Raw genomic sequence first — 21,871 nt, forward strand, 5'->3', positions numbered from 1 at the left:
GGCCGGTGACCGCCGAGCAGACCGCCCCCCTCCTCCCGCCCGACGTCACCGCCCGGTGGCAGGCCCGCTTCCGCGCGCCACGGGTGAGCCTGCCCGACTGGGCGCTGCACGCGCCGCAGCGCAGCCTCTACGCCTCCGACGTCAGCGGCGTCGTCGAGCAGTACGCCTGGGACCGCGACACCGACGTCCACCGGCAGGTGACCGACCGGCCCAACGGCACGCTGATCGGCACGCTGTCCCCCGACGGCGAGCAGATCTGGTGGTTCGCCGACACCGACGGCGACGAGTTCGGCGTGTGGATGGTGCAGCCCTTCGCCGGCGGCGAGGACCGGGTCGCCGTCCCCGAGGTCGGGCCGGCCTACCCCGCGGGCCTGGAGATCGGCTCCTCGCTGGTGGCCGTCGGCCGGTCCACCGACGACGGCAGCGAGCTGTGGCTGGCCCCCGCCGGCGGGACGCCGCGGGTGGTCTACCGCCACGAGGACCCCGCCTCGGTCGACGCGCTCACCCTCGACGACGAGCTGCTGGTGATCTCGCACTCGGAGCACGGCGACCCGCGCTACCCGGCGCTGCGCGTCCTGCGCACGGACGACGACGCGGTCGTCGCCGAGAAGTGGGACGGCGAGGGCCGCGGCCTGCACGCGCTGGAGTTCGCCCCGCTGCCCGGCGACCGGCGGCTGCTGGTCGGCCACGAGCGGCGCGGCCGCGAGGAGCTGCTGGTCTGGGACGTCGCCGCCGAGACCGAGACCGAGATCGTGCTCGACCTGCCCGGCGACGTGACCGCCGGCTGGTACCCCGACGGCTCGGCGCTGCTGGTGGGTCACGACCACGCCGCCCGCAGCGAGCTGTACCGCTACGACCTCGCCAGCGGGGCGCTGGAGCGGCTGGACACCCCGCGCGGCGTCGTCCGCGGCGCCACCGCCCGGCCCGACGGCACGGTCGAGCTGGCCTGGTCGAACTCCGAGCGCCCGCCGGTGATCCGCCGCGCCGACGGGCCGGTGGTGCTCGCCGCGCCCGGCGGGGAGCCGCCGGCCGCCCACCCGGTCGAGGACCGCTGGGTACCCGGCCCCGGGGGCGACGTCCACGCGCTGCTGGTGCGCCCGGCCGGCGAGCCCCCGTACGCCACGGCGTTCCTCGTCCACGGCGGGCCGGAGTCGGCCGACGACGACAGCTACCGCGCCCGCCGGGCGGCCTACGTCGACGCCGGCTACGCGGTCGTGCACGTCAACTACCGCGGGTCCACCGGCTACGGCAGCGCCTGGCGCGACGCCCTCACCGGCCGGCCCGGACCCACCGAGCTCGAGGACGTCGCCGCCGTCTACGACGCGCTGGCCGCCGAGGGGTTCCTGGACCCGGCACGGGCGCTGGTCACCGGCGGGTCGTGGGGCGGCTTCCTGACCCTGCTGGCGCTGGGCACGCAGCCCGAGCGCTGGGCGGCAGGCATCGCCGAGGTGCCGGTGGCCGACTACCTGGCCGCCTACGAGGACGAGATGGAGGGCCTGCGGGCCTACGACCGCGCGCTGTTCGGTGGCTCACCGGAGGAGGTGCGCGACCGGTACGTGCGCTCCTCGCCGATCACCCACGTCGAGGCCGTGCGGGCGCCGGTGCTGGTGGTGGCCGGGGCGAACGACCCGCGCTGCCCGATCCGGCAGATCGAGAACTACCTCGCCCGTCTCGAGGAGCTCGGCAAGCCGCACGAGGTGTACCGGTTCGACGCCGGGCACGGCTCGCTGGTCATCGAGGAGACGATCCGGCAGGTCGAGACGGCGCTGTCGTTCGCGCTGCGCCACGTGCGGCCGTGACCCGGGCCGGCAGCAGCGCGACGACGGCGAGGGTCACCAGCAGGTAGAGGTCCTCGACGACGATCCCGACGACGCCGCGGTCGTGGTGGTGGCCGGAGGTGGCGGAGGCGAACCAGATCGCCGACGAGGCGAGCACCAGCGTGGTGACGGCGGCCAGCGCCCCGGCCAGCAGCCGCGAGCGCTCCCGCCACCACCGCGGCGTCCCCGGGGCCGGCGGCCTCCCGGCGGCGAGGTCGACCAGCACGACCAGCGCCGGCACCAGCCAGACGAGGTGGTGCGACCAGGACACGGGGCTGACCAGGCAGGCGGCCAGCCCGGTGAGCGCGACGCCGGCCAGGTCGTCGCCGGCCCGCGTCGCGCGCACCGCGCGGGTCAGCACGACCGCCAGCGCGACGGCCGCCAGCACCGCCCAGACCGGGCGCGGGGGCTCGGCGGGGTCGGCCAGGCGCGCCAGCGCGCCCAGCAGCGACTGGTTGGACGTCTTGTCCAGCGCGCCGACCCGCTCGGTCTGCCACAGCGTGTGCGTCCAGAACCGCCACGACGTCGCCGGGGCCACCGCGAGGGCCAGCAGCGTGGCCCCGGCGGCGGTGGCGACGGCGACCCCGGCCGCGCGCCAGCGGCGGGCCAGCAGCAGCCAGACGACGAACAGCGCCGGCGTCAGCTTCACCGCCGCGGCCAGCCCGATCCCCACGCCGGCCCACCGCGACCCGCGCCGCAGCGCCGCCACGTCGGCCAGCACCAGCGCCATCAGCAGCAGGTTGACCTGGCCGAAGCCGATGGTCTCCCGCACCGGCTCGACGACGAACACCAGCGGCAGCGCGAACAGCCACGCCCACGGCAGCGGCCACCCGTGCCGGCGGGCCAGCGGGGTGACCAGCCACCAGGTGAGCCCGACGAGGGCGGCCGCGTTGAGCAGCACGTGGCCGGCGGCCACCACCGGGTAGGGCAGCAGCGCCATCGGCAGGACCAGCAGCGCGGCGAACGTCGGGTAGGTGAAGCCGTAGGGGCTGCGGCCGTAGGTGTAGTCGTAGAGCGGCTGCCCCTCGAGCCACGAGGCGACGGCGCCGCGGTACACCCGCAGGTCGAAGAAGTCGTGCCACGGGTCGTTGGGCACGACCACCGACACGACCGCGACCAGCGCGACCAGCGCGAGGAACCCCCCGACCCGGAGGAGCACCCGCGCCGTCCGGCTAGCGGCCGCGGCGGGCGAGCAGCAGCTCGGCGATCTGCACGGTGTTGAGCGCCGCGCCCTTGCGGAGGTTGTCGTTGCTGACGAACAGCGCCAGGCCGTGGTCGCCGTCGACGCTGCGGTCCTGCCGGATGCGGCCGACGTAGCTGGGGTCCTGACCGGCCGCCTGCAGCGGGGTCGGGACGTCGGTGAGCTGCACGCCGGGCGCCCCGGCGAGCAGCTCGGTGGCCCGGGCGGCGGTCAGCGGGCGGGCGAACTCGACGTTGAGCGACAGCGAGTGCCCGGTGAAGACCGGCACCCGCACGCAGGTGCCGGACACCCGCAGGTCGGGGATGCCGAGGATCTTGCGGCTCTCGTTGCGGAGCTTCTGCTCCTCGTCGGTCTCGGCCGAGCCGTCGTCGACGACGCTGCCGGCCATCGGCAGCACGTTGAAGGCGATGGGGCGGACGTACTTCCGCGGCTCCGGGAAGGCCACGGCCGACCCGTCGTGCGTCAACTCGGCGGCCTTGTCGACCACGGCCTTGACCTGCGAGTCGAGCTCCTCCACGCCGGCCAGCCCGCTGCCGGAGACCGCCTGGTAGGTGCTGGCCACCACCCGGACCAGCTGCGCCTCGTCGTGCAGCGGCTTGAGCACCGGCATCGCGGCCATGGTGGTGCAGTTCGGGTTGGCGATGATCCCGCGCGAGACCTCGTCGAGCGCCTGCGGGTTGACCTCGGCGACGACGAGCGGCACGTCGGCGTCGCGCCGGAACGCCGAGCTGTTGTCGACGACGGTCACGCCCGCCTCGGCGAACCGCGGCGCCTGGACCCGGGAGGTGCCCGCACCGGCGGAGAACAGCGCGACGTCGAGGCCCGTGGGGTCGGCGGTGGCCGCGTCCTCGACGGTGATCTCGCCGTTCCCCCACGGGAGGGTGCTGCCGGCGCTGCGGGCGGAGGCGAAGAAGCGCAGCTCGGCGAGCGGGAAGCGGCGCTCGGCGAGGACCTGGCGCATGACGGCGCCGACCTGGCCGGTGGCGCCGACGATCCCGACGCGGAGCCCGTCACTGGTTGAGGTCATCGTCCGGTCCCTCCGTAGACCACGGCCTGCTCCTCGTCGGTGCCCAGGTCGAAGGCGTCGTGCACCGCGCGGACGGCGACGTCGACGTCGGTGTCGCGGCAGACCACGGAGATGCGGATCTCCGAGGTGCTGATGAGCTCGAGGTTGACGCCGGCGTCGGCCAGGGCGCCGAAGAAGCGGGCCGAGACGCCGGGGTGGCTGCGCATGCCCGCGCCGACCAGGCTGACCTTGCCGATGTGCTGGTCGAACCGGACGTCGCTGTAGCCGACGGTGTGCTTGACCTTCTCCAGCGCGGCCAGCGCCGTCGGGCCGTCGCTCTTGGGCAGCGTGAAGGAGATGTCGGCGAGCTTGCTGGCCTCGGCCGAGACGTTCTGCACGATCATGTCGATGTTGATCTCGGCGTCGGCGAGGACGCGGAAGATCTGCGCCGCCTCACCTGGCCGGTCGGGCACGCCGTAGACGGTGATCTTGCCCTCGCTGCGGTCGTGCGCGACGCCGGTGATGATCGCCTGTTCCACGCTGAGGTCCTCCATCGAGCCGGTCACGACGGTGCCGGGGAGCTGTGAGTAGGAGCTGCGGACGTGCACCGGGATGCCGTAGCGGCGGGCGTACTCGACGCAGCGGAGCATGAGCACCTTCGCGCCGGAGGCGGCCAGCTCGAGCATCTCCTCGTAGGTGATGGTGTCCAGCCGCCGGGCGTTGGGGACGATCCGCGGGTCGGCGGTGAAGACGCCGTCGACGTCGGTGTAGATCTCGCAGACGTCGGCGCGCAGGGCCGCGGCGACGGCGACGGCGGTGGTGTCGGAGCCGCCGCGGCCGAGCGTGGTGACGTCCTTGGTGTCCTGGCTGACGCCCTGGAACCCGGCGACGATGACGATCGAGCCCTCGTCGAGCGCCGAGCGCAGCCGGCCGGGCGTGACGTCGATGATGCGCGCCTTGCCGTGGCTGGAGGTCGTGATCACCCCGGCCTGCGAGCCGGTGAAGGACCGCGCCTCGTAGCCGTGGGTGTTGATGGCGATGGCCAGCAGCGCCATGGAGATGCGCTCGCCGGCGGTCAGCAGCATGTCCAGCTCGCGGCCGGGCGGGTCGTCGGTGATCTGCGCGGCCTGGTCGAGCAGCTCGTCGGTCGTGTCGCCCATCGCCGAGACGACCACGACGACGTCGTTGCCCGCCTTCTTCTCCGCGACGATGCGCTCGGCCACGCGCTTGATGTGGGCGGCGGAGGCCACGGAGGAGCCACCGTACTTCTGCACGACGAGGGCCACGGGTCCACAGGCTACCGATGTGCCGGACCGGCACCGGGATGCAGGCGGGCCCGTCCCTTGCGTGCCCCTCCCCGGCGCGATGTGATCACGAGGTGACCGATCCCGCGGAGTGGCTGCTCGGCCCCGAGGAGCGGGGCAACACGGCCACCGACCTGCCGGCCTGGACCGAGGGCAACCTCGCCGTGCCGCTGGTGCACGGGACCGCCTACTTCGACGCGCTGGTCTCGGCCGTCGAGGTCCTCGACGAGAACGACCACCTGTTCTTCACCGACTGGCGCGGCGACCCGGACGAGGAGCTGCGCCCGGGCGGTCCGACGGTCGCCGAGCTGTTCACCGCGGCGGTGCGCCGCGGGGTGACCGTCCGCGGGCTGGTGTGGCGCTCGCACGTGGACTGGCTGTCGTTCAGCAGCCGGGAGAACCGGGCGCTGGACCGCGAGGTCGAGGACGGCGGCGGGCTGGTCGTGCTCGACCAGCGGGTGCGCCGGATGGGCAGCCACCACCAGAAGCTCGTCGTCTGCCGGCACGACCAGGACGCCACGAAGGACGTCGCCTTCATCGGCGGCATCGACCTGTGCCACAGCCGCCGCGACGACGCCGAGCACCGCGGCGACCCGCAGGCGGTCCCGATGGCCTCCGCGTACGGGCCCACGCCGCCGTGGCACGACGTGCAGCTCATGATCCGCGGTCCGGCCGTCGCGGCGCTGGACACGGTCTTCCGGGAGCGCTGGGACGACCCCACCGACCCCGACGAGGGCAACCCGATCGCGCACGTGATCGACCGGCTGCGGCAGAGCCGGATGTACGCCGACCGGCTGCCCCCACAGCTGCCCCCGCCCCCGCCGGCCGGGCCGCACCTGGTGCAGAACCTGCGGACCTATCCCGCCGTCCGCCCGCGCTACGACTTCGCCCCCGACGGCGAGCGCTCGATCGCCCGCGGCTACTCGAAGGCGATCAAGCGGGCGCGGCGGCTGATCTACCTCGAGGACCAGTACATGTGGTCGGGCGAGGTCGCGCAGCTGTTCGCCGACGCGCTGGCCGAGCACCCCGACCTGCACCTGGTCGTCGTCGTGCCCCGCGTCCCCGACCAGGACGGGGCGCTGGCGTCGCGGCCGCAGTTCGTCGGCCGGTGGCAGGCGCTGGAGATGTGCCGCCGGGCCGGGCGCGACCGGGTGCACGTGTTCGACGTGGAGAACCACGAGAGCACGCCCGTCTACGTGCACGCGAAGGTCTGCGTGGTCGACGACGTGTGGGCCAGCGTCGGCAGCGACAACTTCAACCGGCGGTCCTGGACCCACGACAGCGAGCTCTCCAGCGCCGTGCTCGACACCACGCTCGACCCCCGGGAGCCGCGCGACCCGGCCGGCACCGGCGACGGCGCGCGCACCTTCGCCCGCGACCTGCGGCTGGTCCTGGCGCGCGAGCACACCGACCGGGCCGAGGACGGCAGCGAGGACGACGACCTGATCGACCCCGAGGCGTTCGTCGCCACCCTCGAGGCCCAGGCCACCGAGCTCGACGCCTGGCACGAGGGCGGCCGCCGCGGCCCGCGCCCGCGCGGCCGGCTGCGCCACCACGCGCCAGAGCAGCTCTCCCTCGCGACCCGGCTCTGGGCCACGCCGGTGTACCGGCTCGTCGACGACCCCGACGGCCGCCCCCTCCGCCTCCGCCGCCGCGGCGAGTTCTGAGCGCGGTCCCACCTCCGGACCCGCGCACCTCCTCTGAGCACAGTCGTGCTCTGCACACACCTGTGTGCAGAGCACGAGCGGACGGGAGCCCTGTACCACCGCTCGTCTTCGAGCTCTGACTACACCTGTGTGCAGAGCACGACCGTCCCCAGGAACACCTACCCAGTGCCGAGCGACGCCGGCGCCCACGAGGCTGGCGGCGTGTCCGACCTCGACCTGCCCGGCCTGCTGCGCCGCATCCGGCGCACCGCGGACCTGTCCCAGCGCGAGATGGCCCGGTCCACGGGCACGTCGAGGGCGACGATCGCCGCGGCGGAGGCCGGCACGCGCGGGCTCGATGCCAGGACGCTGGCCCGCCTGGCGGCCGTGGCCGGGTTGCGGCTCGCGCTGGTGGACGCCGACGGCGCGGAGGTGGCGCCCATGGACGGCGCGGCCGTGCGGGACGGCGGCGGACGGCGCTTCCCCGCACACCTCGACACCCGGCACGGTGACGAGGGCTGGTGGCACGGCCCGCACCGGTACGACCGCGACCCGGTCACCTACACGTTCACCCGCGTCCGGGAGCACCGCGACGAGCAGCGCGCACGCCGTGGCACCCCGGAGGACCACCAGCTGCCGCAGCCGGGTGACGCGCTCGCCGACCGGGCCGCGGACCGCCGGGCGGCCGCGCGACGGGCCCGGGAGGAGGACCTCGAGCGCCGGCGCGCCGCCGGGCTGCTGCGATCGCCCGTGGATCTCCTCTGCGAGTGCCCGCCGGCCTGCGACGACCTGCTCCTCGAGGACCTCCCACCGGTCCCCGGCCGGCCCGGTCCGCACACCGACGACTGCGCGTGTTCCTGTGACGTCAGCTGACCCGCTGCTACCGTGGGCCCGTGCGCGGCGACCTCCTGCTTACCCGCCGCGGCGAGGCCCTCTCCTAGGTCGGCCCCCTCGCCGCGGAGATCCCGCCGTGACGTGAGCGCGTCCCCCGGCGCCTGCTGACCGCCCCACAGGAGCGACAGTCCAGCCCGCGCCAGAGGAGTCAGACCACCGTGAGCAGCCCCCAGCACCCGCACGCCCGCAACCCGCAGCGTCCCTCGCAGATGCCGGTCCACCGGTACGCCCCGTTCCAGCCGGTCGACCTGCCCGACCGCACCTGGCCGGACCGGGTCACCACCGTCGCCCCGCGCTGGTGCGCCGTGGACCTGCGCGACGGCAACCAGGCCCTCATCGACCCCATGTCGCCGGACCGCAAGCGGCGGATGTTCGACCTGCTGGTCGGCATGGGCTACAAGGAGATCGAGGTCGGCTTCCCGGCCGCCAGCCAGACCGACTACGACTTCGTCCGCCAGCTGGTCGAGGACGACCTGGTACCCGACGACGTCACCATCCAGGTCCTCACGCAGGCCCGCGACGAGCTCATCGAGCGCACCTTCGACTCACTGCGCGGCGCCCGGCAGGCGATCGTGCACCTCTACAACTCGACGAGCACGCTGCAGCGCCGAGTGGTCTTCGGCAGCGACCGCGCCGGCATCGTCGACATCGCCGTCCACGGCGCCCAGCTGGTGCGCAAGCTGGCCGAGCAGCTGCGCGACACCGAGGTCCGTTTCGAGTACAGCCCCGAGTCCTTCACCGGCACCGAGCTGGACTTCGCCGTCGAGATCTGCAACGCGGTCACCGACGTGTGGGAGCCCACGCCCGACCGGCCCACGATCCTCAACCTGCCGGCCACCGTGGAGATGGCCGAGCCCACCGTCTACGCCGACCAGGTCGAGTGGATGCACCGCAACCTGGGCCGGCGCGACGCGGTCGTGCTCAGCCTGCACCCGCACAACGACCGCGGCACCGCCGTCGCCGCCGCCGAGCTCGGGTACCGCGCCGGCGCCGACCGCATCGAGGGCTGCCTGTTCGGCAACGGCGAGCGCACCGGCAACGTCGACCTGGTCACCCTGGGCCTGAACCTGTTCAGCCAGGGCATCGACCCGCAGATCGACTTCTCCGACATCGACGAGATCCGCCGCACCGTCGAGTACTGCAACCAGCTCGGCGTGCACGAGCGGCACCCCTACGGCGGCGACCTGGTCTACACCGCCTTCTCCGGCTCCCACCAGGACGCCATCAACAAGGGCTTCCGGGCCCTGGAGGTCGACGCCGCCGCCGCGGGCCTGCCGGTCGACCGGATGCCGTGGGCGGTCCCCTACCTGCCGATCGACCCCAAGGACGTCGGCCGCAGCTACGAGGCGGTCATCCGGGTCAACAGCCAGTCCGGCAAGGGCGGCGTCGCCTACATCATGAAGACCGAGCACCACCTGGACCTGCCGCGGCGGCTGCAGATCGAGTTCAGCGGCGTCATCCAGCGGCACACCGACGACGAGGGCGGCGAGGTCACCGCCCAGCAGATGTGGGCCGCCTTCAGCAGCGAGTACCTGCCCGACCCCGGCGCCTCGTGGGGCCGGTTCGCCCTCGCCGGGCACCGGCACCAGGCGCACGGCGAGCAGCTCGACGAGATGGTCGTCGAGCTGACCGACGGCGGCGTGCCGGTCACCGTCCAGGGGCGCGGCAACGGCCCCATCGCGGCGTTCGTCGACGCGCTGAGCGCCCTCGACGTCGACGTCCGCGTCCTCGACTACGCCGAGCACGCGCTCAGCGCCGGCGGCGACGCCCGCGCCGCGGCCTACGTGGAGTGCGCCGTCGGCGAGCGGGTGCTGTGGGGCGTGGGCGTCGACCCGAACATCGTCAGCGCGTCGCTGCGCGCCGTCGTCTCGGCGGTCAACCGGGCCCTGCGCTAGCCACCGCGCGCGGCCGGCCCGGCGCTCAGCCGGGCCGGCCGGCCGCCGGGCGGGGGTCCTCGGGCGGTGCGTCGCCGGGCTCGTCCCCGCGGTACCGCTCGTCCTGGTGGCCGGTGCCGGCGTACTCGTCGACCAGCAGCAGGTCGCGGCGCACGTGCCGGCGGCGGTAGGCCACCCGGCTGATCAGGTGCGCGCTCACCGGCGCGGTCAGCAGCTGGAAGGCCGCCACGAGCAGCAGCATCCAGGCGTTGGCCCACCCGTCGAGCCGGATGGCCGCGCCCACCATGACCAGCAGGACGCCGAGCACCTGCGGCTTGGTGCCGGCGTGCATCCGCGACAGCACGTCGGGGAAGCGCACCAGGCCCAGCCCGGCGGTGAGGCACAGCGCCGCGCCGCTCAGCAGGCAGGCGAAGGCGACGACGTCGGCGAGGGCGGTCACCGCGCCTCCCGTTCCTCGGCGGCCAGGGGCAGGCCGACGTCGCGGCCGTCACCGGTGCGCGAGCGCAGCAGCATCCCGCCGATGTAGCGGGCGACCGACACCGAGCCGACGAAGGCCAGCAGGGAGACCACGACCAGCACCGGGACCAGCGTCGGGTCGCGGACCAGCGCGGCGTGCACCGCCAGACCGGCCGAGATGATCACCAGCAGGGTGTCGGTGGCGACCACCCGGTCCAGCAGCGAGGGACCGCGGGCCAGCCGGTACAGCGCCAGCACCGCTCCCCCGGCCATCATCGCGTACAGCGCGCCGCTGACGACGGTCACGAGGTGAGCACCTGCCCCTCCTCCCGCTCGAGGGCCGCGAGGTCCTCGGCCGAGCCGAGCGCGCGCACGAGCCGGGTCTCCACGACCAGGACGTGGGTCTTCTTGCGCTCGACGTCGTCGCGGTCGCGCACGGGCAGCAGGTGCAGGGTCATCACCCGGCGCTCCCGGTCGAGGTCGAGCACCAGGGAACCGGGGACGAGCGAGGTGGCCTCGGCGACCATCGTCAGGAGCAGGTCGGAGTCGGCGCGCAGCTGCACCTGCACGATCGCCGTGCTGCGCACCCCTCCGGGCCGCAGCGCCTGCCAGGCCACCTCGGCGCCGGACACGACGAGATCCGCGACGAAGTGCCCGAGGAAGACGAGCAGCGCCAGCGGGCGCACCCGCGTGCCGCCGACCACGTGCGGCAGCGGCAGCAGCACGAGCAGGACCAGGGCGACGACCAGGCCGGAGAGCAGGTTGGCCCAGGACCAGGTGCCCCACAGCAGCATCCAGACCAGGACCAGCCAGGCGACCAGCGGGACCTGGTGTCGCAGCCGGGTGGCGGCCGGCTCGACGGTCACGGCACCTCCTCCGTCCCGAACACCGAGGTGATGTACGGGGTGCGGTCGATCAGGTCGACCGAGGCCCGGTCGGCGAGGCCGTAGAGCGGCCCGGCCAGCCCGGTCAGGGCCACGGTCAGCGCGACCAGCGCCGTCGTCGCCCCCACCATGGTCCTCGGCAGCGGGCGCAGCGCCCGGACCGCCCCCGCCGCGGGCGGCAGGCCCGGCTCGGCCGCGAGCGCGACCGCCGTGTGCCGCCGCCACGCGTCCTGCAGCGCCGTCCGCGGCCGTCCGTCGGCGAGCCCGTCGCCCTCCTCGCCCGTCGCGTCACCGGTCTCGTCGTCGGGCCGGCGGCGCGCGGTGGCGTCGGCGGCCGCGGCGGCCGCGGTCTCCTCGGCGGGCGGCTGGCTCGCCGGGCGCCAGAAGGCGCGGGTCCAGACGCGGGCGACGGCCAGCAGCGTCAGCAGGCTGGTCACCACCCCGCCGGCGACGAGGGTGAACGCGAGCACGCTGCCCTCGGCGACGCCGGCCTGCAGCAGTCCCAGCTTGCCGATGAACCCCGACAGCGGCGGGATGCCGGCCAGGTTCATCGCCGGCACGAAGAACAGCACCGCCAGCATCGGGGACCGCCGCGCCAGGCCACCGAGCCGGTGCACCGACGTCGACCCGCCCTGCCGCTCGACGAGCCCGGCGACCAGGAACAGCGTCGTCTGGATGGCGATGTGGTGGGCGACGTAGAAGACCGCACCGGCGAGCCCGGCCGCCGTCCCGAGGGCGATGCCGAACACCATGTAGCCGATGTGGCTGACCAGGGTGAACGACAGCATCCGGCGCAGGTCGCTCTGCGCGACCGCACCGAGGATGCCGACCAGCATCGTGGCCAGCGCCGCCCACATGAGCAGCTCGTCGAGCGCCCCGCCCGGGAACAGCAGCGTCTGGGTGCGGATGATCGCGTAGACGCCGACCTTGGTGAGCAGGCCGGCGAACACGGCGGTGACCGGCGCCGGCGCGGTCGGGTAGCTGTCGGGCAGCCACGCCGAGAGCGGGAAGACGGCGGCCTTGATGCCGAACGCGATGAGCAGCATCGACTGCAGCAGCAGCTGGGTGCCCTCGGGCAGCTCGCCCAGCCGCACCGCCAGCTGCGCCATGTTCACCGTGCCGGTGGCCGCGTAGACGAGCGCGATCGCGGCGAGGAACACCAGCGAGCTGGTGAGGCTGACGACCACGTAGGTGATGCCGCCGCGGATGCGCGCCGCGGTGCCGCCGAGGGTCAGCAGCACGTAGGAGGCCATCAGCAGGATCTCGAAGCCGACGTAGAGATTGAACAGGTCGCCGGCCAGGAAGGCGTTGCTCACACCTGCGACCAGCACCAGGAACGTCGGGTGGAAGATCGACAGCGGGGTCTCCTCCGACCCGTCGGCCGCGCCCTGGCCGACGGCGAAGACGAGGACGCCGAGGGCCACGGTGGAGGCGACCACCAGCATCAGCGCCGAGAGCCGGTCGACGACGAGCACGATGCCGAGCGGGACCGGCCAGCCCCCGACCGAGACCGCGCCGGCACCCTCGGCGTCGGCGACGAGCAGCAGGACCACCGACACCGCGAGCACCGCGGTCAGCACCACCAGGCTGAGCGTGCGCTGGAACGTCGGGTGCCCGCTGGCCAGCAGCGCGCCGGCGGCCCCGAGGAGCGGGAGCAGCACCGGCAGCGGGGCGAGGACCTCGATCACCGCCGTCCGCTCCCCGCGGGCAGGTCGACGTCGTCGGCGAGCTCCTCGACGTCCTCGGAGAGGCTGTCGGCGTGCCCGGCGATGCGGTCCTCGGGGGCCAGCTCGTCCGGGTCGAGCTCGTCGGCGTCGGTCCCCCGGCGGGCGGCGACCCGGCGGTCCTCCTCGTCGGTGCCCACGACCTCCTCGCGCACCAGCCGCCAGGACCGGTGGATGATCGCCAGCACGAACGCCGAGACACCGAAGGTGATCACGATCGCGGTGAGGATCAGCGCCTGCGGCAGCGGGTCGTTGATCTCGTCGGCGTCGGAGTAGCCGAGGATCGGCGCCAGCCCCGCCACGCCACCGGCCGACAGCAGCAGCAGGTTGGTCGCGTTGCCCAGCAGCACGAACCCGAGCAGCACGCGGGTGAGGCTGCGGTCGAGCAGCAGGTAGACACCCGCCGCGTAGAGCCCGCCGATCATGAGCGGGAACACGATCGTGGGAGTCACCGCAGCACCACCTCACCGGGGTCGAGTTCGACGGGGTCCTCCTCGTCGTCCTGCCGGTCGAGCTCCGCGCCGAGGCTGCGCAGCACGTCGAGCACCAGGCCCACGACGATCAGGTAGACGCCGATGTCGAAGAACAGCGAGGTCACCAGCTTCACGTCGCCGAGCACCGGCAGCGTGCTCTCCAAGATCGCCGTCTGCAGGACGCCGGCCCCCAGCGCCAGGCCGACGACGCCGGTGCCGCCGGCGAACAGCAGCCCGCCGCCCAGCAGCAGGCCGGGGGCGACCGGCGCGGCCTCGCCCAGCTCGTAGCGCCCGCCGGCCAGGTAGCGCAGCACGAGGGCCAGGCCCGCGACGAGGCCGCCGGCGAACCCCCCGCCGGGCTCGTTGTGCCCGGAGAAGAGCAGGTAGAGCGAGAACACCATGATCGTGTGGAACAGCAGCCGGGTGACCACCTCGAGCACGACCGAGCGCCGGGCGGGGTCCAGGGTCGCGGTGGCGGCCAGCCAGCGGTCCCGCGGCGCGCGGCGTCCCCGCTCCGCCTGCGCGAGCCGCGTGCGGGGTGCGCGCTCGACCCCGCCGGTGCGCCGGCGCAGGAAGACCAGGCTCGCGACGCCGGTCGCGGCGACGACCAGCAGCGAGACCTCGCCGAGGGTGTCCCACGCGCGGATGTCGACCAGGGTGACGTTGACGACGTTCTTGCCGCCGCCGTAGTCGTAGGCCGGCCCGGGATAGCCCTCCGACACCGGCGTCCCGGTGCGGGCCGCCAGCGCGACGGCCCCGGCCGCGGCCATGAACGCCCCGACCGCCACCGCGATCACCCCGCGCACGGCCCGCTCGCGCGGGCGGTGCCGCTCGGTGATGTCCTTGGGCAGCTTGCGCAGCACGAGCACGAAGACGACGAGGGTGAGCGTCTCCACCAGGAACTGGGTGAGCGCGAGGTCGGGGGCGCCCTGCAGCGCGAAGACGACGGCGATCCCGTAGCCGGTGACGCCGACGACCAGCACCGCGGACAGGCGCTGCCGGATGCGCAGCGCCAGCACCCCGGCGGTGACCACGACGATCCCGACGACGGCCTGCACCGGGGTGTCCCACGCCCGCCACTGCCCCGGCCACGGTGCCCGGGTGAGCAGCAGGACCCCCGGCAGGGCGAGCACCGCGACGAGGATGGTGCCGAGGTAGGCCGGCAGCGACCCGCGCTGGGTGGTGCCGGTGACCGCCACCGAGAGCCGGTCGACGCCCTGCAGGACGTTCCAGTAGCCCTCGTCGGCCGACGCACCGACCGCCATCCGCCGCTGCAGGCGGCCCACCGGCCCGCGGACAGCGAACAGCGCGGCGCCGCCGGCGACGGTGAGCGCCGAGAGGGCGAGGGCCGGCTGCCAGCCGTGCCACAGCGCCAGGTGCTCCACCTCGGGGGCCAGCAGCGGCAGCGTGTCGGCGTAGCGGGCGACCAGCCCGTCGAGCAGCGGGCTGGCCGGGCCGAGGACCAGCCCGGTGAGCGACAGCAGCACCGGTGCGGCAAGGAACAGCGGCTCGGGGGCGTGCCCGACCTCGGTGTCGGCGACCCCCGGCTTGCGGGCGAAGGCACCCCAGAGGAAGCGGGCGGTGTAGGCGGCGGTGAGCACCGAGCCGGCCACCAGGCCCACCAGGACGGCGAGCGCGGCGGTGCGGTCGGCCAGCCCGCCGTCGAGCAGCGCGGTGAACGCCGCCTCCTTGCCGACGAAGCCCAGCAGCGGGGGCAGGCCGGCCATCGACGCCGCGGCGAGGGTGCCGGTGACGGCGAGCAGCGGCAGCCGCCGGCCCAGCCCCGACAGCCGGGACAGGTCACGGGTGCCGGTGGCGTGGTCGACGACGCCGACGGTCAGGAACAGCGTGGACTTGAACAGCGCGTGGGCCAGCGTCATGACCAGCCCGGCGGCGGCCAGCTCCCGGCTGCCCGCGCCGACCAGCGTGACGAGAAAGCCCAGCTGGCTGACCGTGCCGAAGGCCAGCAGCAGCTTCAGGTCCTTCTGCCGCAGCGCCCGGTACCCGCCGACGAGCATGGTGGCCACGCCCATCCCCAGCACCAGCGGCCGCCAGCCGGGGACGTCGGCCATCGCGGGGGCCAGCCGGGCGACCAGGTAGACGCCGGCCTTCACCATGGCCGCGGCGTGCAGGTAGGCACTGACCGGCGTGGGCGCCTCCATGGCCGCGGGCAGCCAGAAGTGGAAGGGCACCAGCGCGGACTTGGTGACCGCCCCGGCCAGCACGAGCACCGCGCCCCAGACCATGGCCGGGCCGCTGCCGGGGTCGGCGAGGATCTCCGAGAGCAGGAACGAGCCGCTGGCCTGGCCGATCACGATGAGCCCGACCAGCATCGCCAGCCCACCGGCCGTGGTGAGGACGAGCGCCTGCGACGCGGCCCGCCGGGCGGCCAGCCGCCGTCCCGACCCGCCGATCAGGAGGAACGAGAAGACGGTCGTGAGCTCCCAGAAGACGTAGAGGAGCAGCACGTCGTCGGCGAGGACCAGGCCCAGCATGGAGCCGGCGAAGGCGGTGAGGGAGCCGGCGAAGCGGCCGGTGCCCTCGTCCTCCGGGGAGAAGTAGCGGGCGCAGTAGACCAGCACCAGCGCCCCGACGCCGGTGACCAGCGCGGCGAAGGTGAGCGCCAGCGCGTCCAGCCGCAGCGCGACGTCGAGGTCGAGCGCGGGGACCCACGGCACCGTCTCGCGCACGTCGTCCCCCGCCAGGACCGTGCGCAGCTGCAGCAGCGTCCAGACGAAGGACGCGGCGGGCACCAGCGCCAGCGCGAGGAAGGCCTGCCGCCCCCACCACCGCACGAGGACGGGCGCCAGCACGCCGGCGATCAGGTGGAGGAGCAGCAGAGCGGTCACGTGTCTCCGGGAGTCGATGGCGGCTCGGGGACACCAGGTACGTCGGTCGGGCGACGGCCGGCGGTGCCACCAGTCTATCCGCAGGTCCGGTCGGCCCGGCCCCGCTGCAGGGGCCCGCCCCGAGCGGAGCGAGGGGTGGGGGGCAGCGGGGCCCTTCCACTAGCTGCCCGGCCTGACCAGCCCCGACTCGTAGGCGAAGGCCACCGCCTGCACCCGGTCGCGCAGGCCCAGCTTGAGCAGGACCCGGCTCACGTGCGTCTTCACCGTCGCCTCACCCAGGTAGAGCCGGGCGGCGATCTCGGCGTTGCTCAGCCCGGCCGCCACGAGCGCGAGGACGTCGGTCTCCCGCTCGGTGAGCGTCGCCAGCGCGGCCGCCCGGGCCGGGTCCGGCGCCGGGGCCGCGGCGAAGGAGCCGATCACCCGCAGCGTCACCGCCGGGTCGAGCAGGCCCTGCCCGGAGGCGACGGTGCGCACCGCGGCCACCAGGTCCTCCGGCGGGGCGACCTTGAGCAGGAAACCGCTGACCCCGGCGCGCAGCGCGGCGGTGACGTACTCGTCCTCGTCGAAGGTGGTGAGGACGACGACCCGCGTGGGCAGGCCCGCGGCCAGGATCTGCCGCGCCGCCTCCAGCCCGTCCGTGCCGGGCATGCGGACGTCGAGCAACACCACGTCGGGCACCAGCTCGGTGACCACCCGCACCCCCGCGGCGCCGTCGGAGGCCTCCCCGACCACCTCGATGTCGGGTTCGGCGGCGAGCACCATGCGCAGGCCGGTGCGGATCATCGACTGGTCGTCGACCAGCACCACCCGGATCGTCACGCGCCCACCGCCGCGGGCGGCACGGTCACCGGCGCGGGAACCGGGAAGCCGGCCCGGACCCGGTAGCCCCCGCCGCGCACCGGGCCCACGTGCAGGTCGCCGCCGGCGACGGCGACCCGCTCGCGCATGTGCAGCTGCCCGTGCCCGCCGGGAGCGTGCGGGGTGGGCTCGACCCGCGGCCGCCCGTCGTCGGTCACCGTGACCGTCACCCGCCCCGGCGTCCAGGCCACCTCCACCCGGGTGGCCGCGGCACCGGCGTGCCGGACGACGTTGGACAGCGCCTCCTGCACCACCCGCACCGCCGAGACGTCGACCAGCGGCGGCAGCTCGGCCGGCTCGCCGGTGACGACCAGCTCGACCGGCATCCCGCCGGCCCGCAGCTCGGCCAGGACGGCGTCGATCCGGGCCAGCGAGGGCTGCGGGGCGGAGTCCCCGGTGGAGCCCTCCCGCAGGATGCCGACGACGCGGCGCATCTCGTCGACCGACTCCCGGCCCAGCCGCTCCAGGCCCAGCAGCACGTCCTGCGCCCCGGGGTGGTCGGGCAGCAGCCGGCGCAGGCCGCCCATCTGCAGCACCATGACGCTCACCGCGTGGGCGACGGAGTCGTGCACCTCCCGGGCGATGCGGGCACGCTCGGCGGTGGTGGCGGCCGCGGCGACCGCCTCCTGCTGCTCGGCCAGCCGGGCGGCGAGCACCTGCAGCTCCCGCGAGCGCTGCTGCAGCCGGCGGACCAGCACGCCCACCGCCCAGGCACCGGCACTGACCAGCAGGTAGAACAGCCCCTCCCACGGGGAGGGCGAGAACGCGAAGCCGGCCCCGAGCACCGCCGCGCTGGCCAGGGCGCCGGCGCGGCCCCCCTGCCGCAGGGGCAGCACCGCCGAGGCGTGCCCGACCAGCAGCGCCATGCCGATCAGCTGGGTGCCGCCCGGGCCGGGGGTGCCGAGCGCGAAGTTGCCCACCACGGTGGCCCCACCCAGGACGGCGGCGGCCTCGGGCAGCCGCGGGCAGAGCAGGACCAGCAGGCCGGTGACGACCCCGGGCAGCGCCGTGGCCAGCGGGTAGCCGAACACCTCGTCGGTCGCGGTCTCGACGACGGACAGGGTCGCGACGAGCAGGCCGAGGACCGGCCACACGAGCCGGCGGGCGGTGGCGGAGGAGGACCAGCGGGGCACGGCGAGCACGCTAGGGGCCGCGGAGGCCACCCGGGATCACCCACGCGGCCGATGGACGCGGCCGCCGCCTCCCCCTCGCGACGGACGGCGGTCGGTCCGCCTCGACGGACGTGCGGGAGGCGCCCCCGCCAGCAGAGTCCTCGCCGACGCACCGACCGATGCGGTGCCCGACCGACGAGGACCGATGACCACCTCCCTCTCCCCCGCCCCCACCACCACCGACGAGCGGCCGGCCCGCAGCACCGGCGCGCTGATGCTCACGATCGCCGGCGGCGCCATGGTCGCGGGCTCGCTGCTCTACGCCTCCGGCATGCTGACCTCCCCGCCGCAGGACTCCCCGGCAGCGGCCGACTACATCGCCGCGCTGGGCCGCGACGAGGGCCAGACCACGCTGTCGGCGGTGCTGCTGCACTACGGCAACATGGCGCTGGCCCTGGCCTGGCTGGCCGCCCCGGTGCTGGTCCGCGGCCGCCGCGGCCGGATCCCCACCGTGGTCGGGGCGCTGATGTCGGCGATCGGGCTGGTGACCGTGGCCGGCTTCGTGCTCTACGACTACTGGACCGGCGCCATCGGCCGCGAGCTGGACCCGGCCACCGCGCTGGGCCTGTACGAGACCGTGGGCGCCAACGCCGGCGTCGGCGTGGTCGGCCTGCTGACCCTGTTCGGGCTCCTCGGCCCGGTCGTGGCCTACGTCGGCCTCGCCCGCGCCGGGGTCACCGGCTGGTGGCTGCTGCTCCCCGTCGTCGGCGCCACCGTGGCCTCGGCGGTGATCCCCTTCTCCCCGCTGGTCCACGGCGCCCTCGCGCTGGTCGGCGCCGTGGCCCCGGTGGTGCTCGGCCTGCGGATGATCGCCCGCTCGCGGGCCGAGGCCGCCGTCGCCGCCTGAGCACGATCAGGTGACCTGATCCCGCTGCGTCCTGGCCCACCGTGGGAGGTGAGCCAGGACGCACGGCGGTGAGCCCGGACGGCCGGGGGTCAGCCCTCCGCGAGCTCCGCGGCTGCCAGCCAGTCGGTCTCCACCCGCTCCTTCTCGGCGAGCAGGTCGCGCAGCCGGGCATCGAGCTCCATCACCTTGGCGTGGTCGGTGGCCGCGGCCGCGAGGTCGGCGTGCAGCCGCTCCTCGTCGCTGCTCAGCCGCTCCAGCCGCCGCTCGAGCCGGGCGGCCTCCTTGCGGGCGGCCCGCACCTCGGCCGCCGAGGGACCTGCCGGTACCGGCGCGGCGGCCGGCGCCGGCCCGGCCGCCGCCGAGGGAAGCGCGGCCTCGCCGGCGGCCCGGCGGGCCAGGTACTCCTCCACGCCGCCGGGCAGCGCGGCCAGCGAGCCGTCGCCCATGAGCGCCACGACCGAGTCGCACACCCGGTCGACGAAGTACCGGTCGTGGCTGACCACCAGCACGGTGCCGGGGAAGGAGTCGAGCAGGTCCTCGAGCTGGGTGAGCGTGTCGATGTCCAGGTCGTTCGTCGGCTCGTCGAGGAGCAGCACGTTGGGCTCGGCCATGAGCAGCCGCAGCAGCTGCAGCCGGCGCCGCTCGCCGCCGGAGAGGTCGCCGACCGGCGTCCACTGCCGCGACGCCGGGAACCCGAACCGCTCGGCCAGCGACGACGCCGAGATCTCCTGCCCCCCGATGCGGGCGACGCGGGCGATCTCCTGCACCGCCTCGAGCACCCGCAGCCGCCCGGGCAGCTCGGTGACGTGCTGGGAGAGGTAGGCCGGGGCCACCGTCTGCCCGCGCACCACCCGGCCCCGGTCGGGCTCGACCTCGCCGACCAGCAGCCGCAGCAGCGACGTCTTCCCCGCGCCGTTCACCCCGACGACGCCGATCCGGTCCCCGGGCCCGACGTGCCAGGTGAGGTCGTCGAACAGGACCCGCGGGCCGGTGTCGGTGGGCACCGCATAGTCGACGTCCTCGACGTCGTAGACCGCCCGCCCGAGCCGGCGGGCGGCGAACCCCTTCAGCGCCATGGCCTCCCGTGGCGGCGGCTCGTCGGCGATGAGCGCCTCGGCGGCCTCGATGCGGAACCGCGGCTTGCTGGTGCGCGCCGGCGGCCCGCGGCGCAGCCAGGCCAGCTCCTTGCGCACGAGGTTGAGCCGCTTCTCCTCGGTGGCCGCGGCGACCCGGGCCCGCTCCGCGCGCGCCAGCGTGTAGGCCGCGTAGCCGCCCTCGTAGGAGTGCACCGCGCCGTCGGCGACCTCCCAGGTCTGCGTGCAGACCTCGTCGAGGAACCACCGGTCGTGGGTGACGACGACCAGCGCCCCGACCCGCCGCCGGACGAAGTCGGCCAGCCACGCGACGCCCTCGACGTCGAGGTGGTTGGTCGGCTCGTCGAGGACCAGCAGGTCCAGCGGCCGGATGAGCTGCGCGGCCAGCGCGACGCGCCGCCGCTCACCGCCGGACATGGGCGCCACCGGGCTGTCGAGGCCGAGCCGGTCGAGCTCGAGGCCGGTCAGCACGCTGCGGACGGCCGGGTCGGCGGCCCACTCGTGCTCGGCGGCGAACAGGCTGGCCGGCAGGACGACGTCGCGGACGGTCTCCCCCGTCGGCAGCGACCCGGACTGGTCCAGGACGCCGACGGCGAGGTCGCCGCGCCGGGTGACCCGCCCGCTGTCGGGCTCCTCGCGGCCGGTGAGGACCCCGAGCAGCGTGGACTTGCCGCTGCCGTTGCGCCCGACGACGCCGATCCGCTCCCCGGCCGCGACACCGAGGGAGACGTCGTCGAGCAGCACGGTGGTGCCGTGGGCCTTGGAGACCCGCTCGAGCGCGAGCAGGTTCAGCGGGGCGCTCACCGGCGGGTCCAGGTCATCAGGGACCCAGTATCCCCGGGCCGGGGGACCGCCCGACGCGTGCCCGCTAGTGGACCCCAAGGCCGTCGCAAGTGGGGTCCGGAGAGTCGTTCCCAGCACACCCCGGGACACCCGGGGCGGACGAGCGGAGGACGACATGAGCATGACGGCAGCGGCCACCCACGCGGCGATCCCGGCGCCGGCGACCCCCCGCCTGCGGGCGGTGCCGCCGCTCCCCGTGCCCGCCGCCGAGACGACGGCGCTGTGGTGGGCGCGGCTGCTGCGCCGCGGCCCCGGCCCGCTGGAGTACTCGCTCGTCGCCGTCAACTCCGACCGCTTCCCCGACGGCACGCCGGTCGACATGACCGCCGTCGACGCCCGCGGCCGCCGTCCCGCCGGCTGGCAGGTCGACGTGCGGCACCGCGCCGCCGACGGCCGCGTGGTCCGCATCGACGTCGCCGAGGAGATCGCCGACCGCTGCCCCCCGATGTGGTTCGCCGAGGTGCACCACGCGTCCTCCCCGGTGCCCTGCACGTCGCTGCTGGCCTTCCGCGGCACCGCCTTCCGGCCCGGCGCCCTGGTCGGCCTGCATGAGGTGGCCGCCGCCGGCGTCGCCCCCACCGACCGCATCGCCGAGGTCCGCTGGTGGACCCGCTCGGGCCTGGTCGACACCGTGACCGTCGAGCCGGTGTACCGCCGCCGCGGCGTGGCCCGGACCCTGGTCACCGCCGCCGAGGGGCTGCGGTTCCTGCGCGGCTGGGCGCCGCTGCGCTCCGACGGCCGGCTGACCGACGCCGGCGCCGACTGGCTGGAGCAGGCTCACCCCGCCTGGCGACTCCGCCTGGCCGAGCGCAGCGAGGTGCTGCCCGACGCCGACGCCGAGGAGGAGCTGACCGGGGTCGCGCGCCTGCTGCGCTGACCCCCTCGGGCCCGATCGTCCGACCTGCAAG

General features: G+C 75.1%; 18 protein-coding genes. 6 read left to right on the forward strand and 12 right to left on the reverse strand.

Annotated elements, in window-relative coordinates; genetic code table 11:
* Positions 1–5: 5 nt before the first annotated feature.
* Positions 6–1,799 carry a S9 family peptidase gene (locus CHC04_RS21590; RefSeq protein WP_089406016.1) on the forward strand — a complete coding sequence of 598 codons (1,794 nt, stop codon included), beginning with the start codon at positions 6–8 and terminating at the stop codon, positions 1,797–1,799.
* Here the strand turns inward: CHC04_RS21590 and CHC04_RS21595 are convergent.
* The 3 genes from CHC04_RS21595 to CHC04_RS21605 are packed head-to-tail and all read right to left on the reverse strand — an operon-like array spanning position 1,732 to position 5,310.
* Positions 1,732–2,976, reverse strand: a complete 1,245-nt coding sequence (locus tag CHC04_RS21595) for a glycosyltransferase 87 family protein (protein ID WP_089406017.1) — start codon at positions 2,974–2,976, stop codon at positions 1,732–1,734. The two genes, CHC04_RS21590 and CHC04_RS21595, sit on opposite strands and share 68 nt — an antisense overlap.
* A gap of 13 nt (positions 2,977–2,989) precedes the next feature.
* Positions 2,990–4,045 carry an aspartate-semialdehyde dehydrogenase gene (locus CHC04_RS21600; protein ID WP_089406018.1) on the reverse strand — a complete coding sequence of 352 codons (1,056 nt, stop codon included), beginning with the start codon at positions 4,043–4,045 and terminating at the stop codon, positions 2,990–2,992.
* Entirely contained in the window at positions 4,042–5,310 is a 1,269-nt protein-coding gene (locus CHC04_RS21605; protein WP_089406019.1) for an aspartate kinase, read from the reverse strand. The genes CHC04_RS21600 and CHC04_RS21605 overlap by 4 nt, the downstream gene beginning before the upstream one ends.
* 92 nt (positions 5,311–5,402) lie before the next feature.
* Between CHC04_RS21605 and CHC04_RS21610 the strand changes: the two genes are divergently transcribed.
* The 3 genes from CHC04_RS21610 (at position 5,403) to leuA (ending at position 9,763) form a co-directional block, all read left to right on the forward strand.
* Positions 5,403–6,995 carry a phospholipase D family protein gene (locus CHC04_RS21610; protein ID WP_245817620.1) on the forward strand — a complete coding sequence of 531 codons (1,593 nt, stop codon included), beginning with the start codon at positions 5,403–5,405 and terminating at the stop codon, positions 6,993–6,995.
* 201 nt (positions 6,996–7,196) lie between these two features.
* On the forward strand, positions 7,197–7,847 hold the full coding sequence (locus tag CHC04_RS21615) for a helix-turn-helix domain-containing protein (protein WP_176450140.1): 651 nt from the start codon (positions 7,197–7,199) through the stop codon (positions 7,845–7,847).
* 179 nt (positions 7,848–8,026) lie between these two features.
* Positions 8,027–9,763, forward strand: a complete 1,737-nt coding sequence (gene leuA / locus CHC04_RS21620) for a 2-isopropylmalate synthase (RefSeq protein ID WP_176450141.1) — start codon at positions 8,027–8,029, stop codon at positions 9,761–9,763.
* A gap of 25 nt (positions 9,764–9,788) precedes the next feature.
* Here the strand turns inward: leuA and mnhG are convergent, their stop codons facing one another.
* From mnhG to CHC04_RS21660, 8 genes are all read right to left on the reverse strand, one after another.
* Positions 9,789–10,202 carry a monovalent cation/H(+) antiporter subunit G gene (mnhG, locus tag CHC04_RS21625; protein WP_089406021.1) on the reverse strand — a complete coding sequence of 138 codons (414 nt, stop codon included), beginning with the start codon at positions 10,200–10,202 and terminating at the stop codon, positions 9,789–9,791.
* The gene (locus CHC04_RS21630) at positions 10,199–10,525 is read right to left on the reverse strand and encodes an MrpF/PhaF family protein (protein ID WP_089406022.1); all 327 of its coding nucleotides are present in this window, start codon (positions 10,523–10,525) and stop codon (positions 10,199–10,201) included. The genes mnhG and CHC04_RS21630 overlap by 4 nt, the downstream gene beginning before the upstream one ends.
* On the reverse strand, positions 10,522–11,085 hold the full coding sequence (locus CHC04_RS21635; protein ID WP_089406023.1) for a Na+/H+ antiporter subunit E: 564 nt from the start codon (positions 11,083–11,085) through the stop codon (positions 10,522–10,524). The genes CHC04_RS21630 and CHC04_RS21635 overlap by 4 nt, the downstream gene beginning before the upstream one ends.
* A complete protein-coding gene (locus CHC04_RS21640; RefSeq protein ID WP_089406024.1) occupies positions 11,082–12,791 on the reverse strand; it encodes a Na+/H+ antiporter subunit D in 1,710 nt (569 codons plus the stop codon). The genes CHC04_RS21635 and CHC04_RS21640 overlap by 4 nt, the downstream gene beginning before the upstream one ends.
* A complete protein-coding gene (locus tag CHC04_RS21645) occupies positions 12,788–13,279 on the reverse strand; it encodes a Na(+)/H(+) antiporter subunit C (protein ID WP_089406025.1) in 492 nt (163 codons plus the stop codon). The genes CHC04_RS21640 and CHC04_RS21645 overlap by 4 nt, the downstream gene beginning before the upstream one ends.
* Entirely contained in the window at positions 13,276–16,149 is a 2,874-nt protein-coding gene (locus CHC04_RS21650; RefSeq protein ID WP_089406026.1) for a Na+/H+ antiporter subunit A, read from the reverse strand. Before CHC04_RS21650 ends, CHC04_RS21645 begins: the two co-directional genes overlap by 4 nt.
* A 159-nt stretch (positions 16,150–16,308) precedes the next feature.
* Positions 16,309–16,968, reverse strand: a complete 660-nt coding sequence (locus tag CHC04_RS21655) for a response regulator (RefSeq protein ID WP_089406027.1) — start codon at positions 16,966–16,968, stop codon at positions 16,309–16,311.
* Positions 16,965–18,140, reverse strand: a complete 1,176-nt coding sequence (locus CHC04_RS21660; protein ID WP_141233881.1) for a sensor histidine kinase — start codon at positions 18,138–18,140, stop codon at positions 16,965–16,967. The genes CHC04_RS21655 and CHC04_RS21660 overlap by 4 nt, the downstream gene beginning before the upstream one ends.
* 184 nt (positions 18,141–18,324) lie before the next feature.
* On the opposite strand from CHC04_RS21660, the gene CHC04_RS21665 reads away from it, so the two are divergent.
* Positions 18,325–19,026, forward strand: coding sequence for a hypothetical protein (locus tag CHC04_RS21665; RefSeq protein WP_089406029.1), 702 nt, complete (start codon positions 18,325–18,327; stop codon positions 19,024–19,026).
* A gap of 89 nt (positions 19,027–19,115) precedes the next feature.
* Here the strand turns inward: CHC04_RS21665 and CHC04_RS21670 are convergent, their stop codons facing one another.
* Positions 19,116–20,924: an ABC-F family ATP-binding cassette domain-containing protein gene (locus tag CHC04_RS21670; RefSeq protein ID WP_217897501.1), complete on the reverse strand. Its 1,809-nt coding sequence runs from the start codon at positions 20,922–20,924 to the stop codon at positions 19,116–19,118.
* A gap of 154 nt (positions 20,925–21,078) precedes the next feature.
* On the opposite strand from CHC04_RS21670, the gene CHC04_RS21675 reads away from it, so the two are divergent.
* On the forward strand, positions 21,079–21,840 hold the full coding sequence (locus CHC04_RS21675) for a hypothetical protein (RefSeq protein WP_141233882.1): 762 nt from the start codon (positions 21,079–21,081) through the stop codon (positions 21,838–21,840).
* Positions 21,841–21,871: the final 31 nt, after the last annotated feature.

Origin of the sequence: Geodermatophilus saharensis (assembly GCF_900188205.1) — a bacterium.
GTDB lineage: Bacteria > Actinomycetota > Actinomycetes > Mycobacteriales > Geodermatophilaceae > Geodermatophilus > Geodermatophilus saharensis.

Coding starts and splice junctions, on each gene's coding strand:
- CHC04_RS21600 (WP_089406018.1), bottom strand. CDS start 4,045: ATGACCTCAACCAGTGACGGGCTCCGCGTCGGGATCGTCGGCGCCACC.
- CHC04_RS21665 (WP_089406029.1), top strand. CDS start 18,325: ATGACCACCTCCCTCTCCCCCGCCCCCACCACCACCGACGAGCGGCCG.
- CHC04_RS21675 (WP_141233882.1), top strand. CDS start 21,079: ATGAGCATGACGGCAGCGGCCACCCACGCGGCGATCCCGGCGCCGGCG.